Annotated in this window: 4 protein-coding genes; all 4 read left to right on the top strand. The window is 49.7% G+C overall.

Going from position 1 to position 2,569, the window contains the following annotated elements; genetic code table 11:
- Positions 1–136: 136 nt before the first annotated feature.
- Entirely contained in the window at positions 137–820 is a 684-nt protein-coding gene (locus tag OEM52_14830; protein MDK9701408.1) for a PTS sugar transporter subunit IIC, read from the top strand.
- Positions 817–1,617 carry a PTS system mannose/fructose/sorbose family transporter subunit IID gene (locus tag OEM52_14825; GenBank protein ID MDK9701407.1) on the top strand — a complete coding sequence of 267 codons (801 nt, stop codon included), beginning with the start codon at positions 817–819 and terminating at the stop codon, positions 1,615–1,617. The genes OEM52_14830 and OEM52_14825 overlap by 4 nt, the downstream gene beginning before the upstream one ends.
- 368 nt (positions 1,618–1,985) lie before the next feature.
- Positions 1,986–2,255, top strand: coding sequence for an HPr family phosphocarrier protein (locus OEM52_14820; GenBank protein ID MDK9701406.1), 270 nt, complete (start codon positions 1,986–1,988; stop codon positions 2,253–2,255).
- 3 nt (positions 2,256–2,258) lie between these two features.
- Positions 2,259–2,569 (top strand): hypothetical protein (locus tag OEM52_14815; protein MDK9701405.1); only part of this gene is annotated, 311 nt, incomplete at its 3' end.

Genomic DNA, 2,569 nt, shown 5'->3' with positions numbered 1-2,569 from the left:
ATAATAATCCGTTTGTCGTCTTTTCGTTTACCTACACCGATGGCGCACCGTTACCGAAACCGCAAATGGTCGGGCATTCGCACTAACCGGAGGCAGTATCATCCCGCTTACACCGGACCCGGTAGCATTACTTTTCGTGGCATTAGCTGGCGGAATACTTGCCCTTGACCGGATGACGGTGCGGGTGATGCTATCCTCACCGCTCGTTGCCGCCCCTTTGGTATCGGCGTTGTTGGGAATGCCACTGCTCGGTCTGTTAACCGGAATCCTATTTCAACTACTCTGGATCAGAGAAACCGAAAGCACTGCGAAGTGGGCGCCCGATGCCGGATTCGCCGCTCTTGTTGCCTCTGCTATTACCGCTTCCTTGATTGGGCCTTTGTCAACCGGTGAACGCCTCATGACCCTTTGGCCCTACGGCATTGCTTTTGGAATAATTCTATCTCCTTTAGCTGGCTCTAGCCGTTGGTTTGTTGCCAATTGGTTATCGCAACGATTATCTGATTTTGATGCCGCGGTAACGCGAGCCGATGTCCCGGCTATCCGCCGTCTGATTAGCTTTGCCGCTTCAGTTCATTTCCTGACCGGAGCGTTGTTAGCGGGCATCAGTTACTTCATGGGGTACACAGGATGGGCGCTGTTCAAATGGATTTGGTTTGAAGCGGATCCCATCTTGTTAACTATTGTACCCTTGATTGCTGGCTTAGCGATTGCGTCTGTCGCAAGACTGTTTTTACATCGCGACACTGTACTCGCGTTTGTTTTAGGAGCAATCGGATTCACGGTACTTGAGTTGATTCGCCGGTCGAGTGTCTTATGAAAATCACAACACCTGAATTCGACTCGAAACTTTGGAAACGGCTTCACGATGGAGCCGTAATTGCACCGGTTGTTACGACCAATGTGCGGCAACTTGGTATCGGATGGACCAATGCTTTGCTTCCCATAGCGCGCCGAATGTTTGTCAATGAGCCAGCTAAACAAGCGGAATTCCTGCGCAATCAAAACGGATTCTATTGTGGACACCCGGATTTGCTCCCAATGGCAATCGGCGCTGTTGCCCGCGCTGAAGTCGATACCGAACAATCAGGTACAGCGCCAGGAATCGTAACATCGTTACGCGATTGGACATCGACCTCATTTCAGATGATCGGGTGGCAGCTTTTCCGCGACGGTTGGAAACCGATTACTATGTTACTCGGTTTAATCGTCGGATTGTTTGCTTATCATCAATCGAATGCCGTTCGGGCAATCGCTGTATTGCTTTTTTTAGCATTGTACAACATCCCCCTCTGGTCATTTCGGTTGTGGTCGGTGAAATATGGTTGGGAACAAGGAGTTTTGCTCCCACATGCCATCGAGCAATGGAACCTCCCGCGTATCTTGTTTTGGATTCGTTCCGTTGGGGCGTTTCTCATCGGCGCAACATTTGTTTTGACAGCAAGGGAGTGGGGAAGAATCGTTTACACCATTGCGGCACAAGGGGCAGAAGAGCTTGCGTGGATTTCCATCGCGACTGGCTTTTTGCTTGGATACATCCTTTTGCCGCGGACAACGCTCTATAAATTACTGTTGGTATTCCTTCTGGCAGTCTTTGGTGTTGCCCTTTTCTTGTAAGTAGGACAGACACTCTTGTCTGTCCACCTTTACTGGAGGTCAAGCAATCTTGCATGACATGGGTACGGACAGGTCTCCAGGGGTTAGCTAATCTAGCCAGATATGTCTTTGCGAAGAACGTAGGGACGAAGCAATCCCCGTAGGACAGACACTCCTGTCTGTCCACCTTTAATGGAGTTAAGGTAATCTTGCCTGACGTGTCATTGCGAGGAATCCGTCGTATGGCGGACGACGAAGCAATCCCATTTGGTTTGTAACGCGTCCAATTTGGCTCCGCGAATCGTCACTAACTACAATGCTCTCTGACGAATTTCGCTTCATCGACTTTTTTTTGTTCAGATTCCATATTTTTTTCGTATGTTATTCCCATGATCCGAAAAGAAATCGTCATTCGTAACCGGAATGGCTTGCATGCCCGCCCAGCAGCGCAATTTGTGAAAATTGCCGCTGGGGGTAAGAGTGAGGTATGGGTCGAGAAAGACAATAGCCGTGTCAACGGTAGGTCGATCATGGGTATGATGTTGTTATCTGCTGAGCAGGGATCACGTCTAACCATCGAAGTCGACGGACCCGATGAAGATTCACTCTGGGAAAAAATTCAAGAGTTGATAAACAATCGTTTCCATGAGGAGCTATAGCCGGTGAAGAAGGAATGGCGCGGTATTCCGGTTTCCCCTGGGATTGCGATTGGCAATCTTTTTTGCTATACCCCGCATACCGTGCACGTCGAACACCGCACCATCGCCGCCGGTCAAATCACTGCCGAAATCGAACGGTTTGAAATCGCACTCCGGCAATGTCGAAAAGCGTTTGAACGTACCCGCGAAACCGCCGAAGGTGTTACCTCGAAAGTCGCTCAGCTTTTCGATGCGCAAGTAATGTTGCTCGAAGACGAGATTCTCCTTGACGAAATTCGCAATGCGTTCGCCAATCGCTTGCACGCAGACGACAA

The organism is bacterium (genome assembly GCA_030247525.1).
Taxonomy (GTDB): domain Bacteria; phylum Electryoneota; class JAOADG01; order JAOADG01; family JAOADG01; genus JAOTSC01.
Note: the sequence above shows the minus strand (reverse complement) of the source record. Positions and strands in the feature narration are given on the sequence as shown.

Coding starts and splice junctions, on each gene's coding strand:
- OEM52_14825 (MDK9701407.1), top strand. CDS start 817: ATGAAAATCACAACACCTGAATTCGACTCGAAACTTTGGAAACGGCTT.
- OEM52_14820 (MDK9701406.1), top strand. CDS start 1,986: ATGATCCGAAAAGAAATCGTCATTCGTAACCGGAATGGCTTGCATGCC.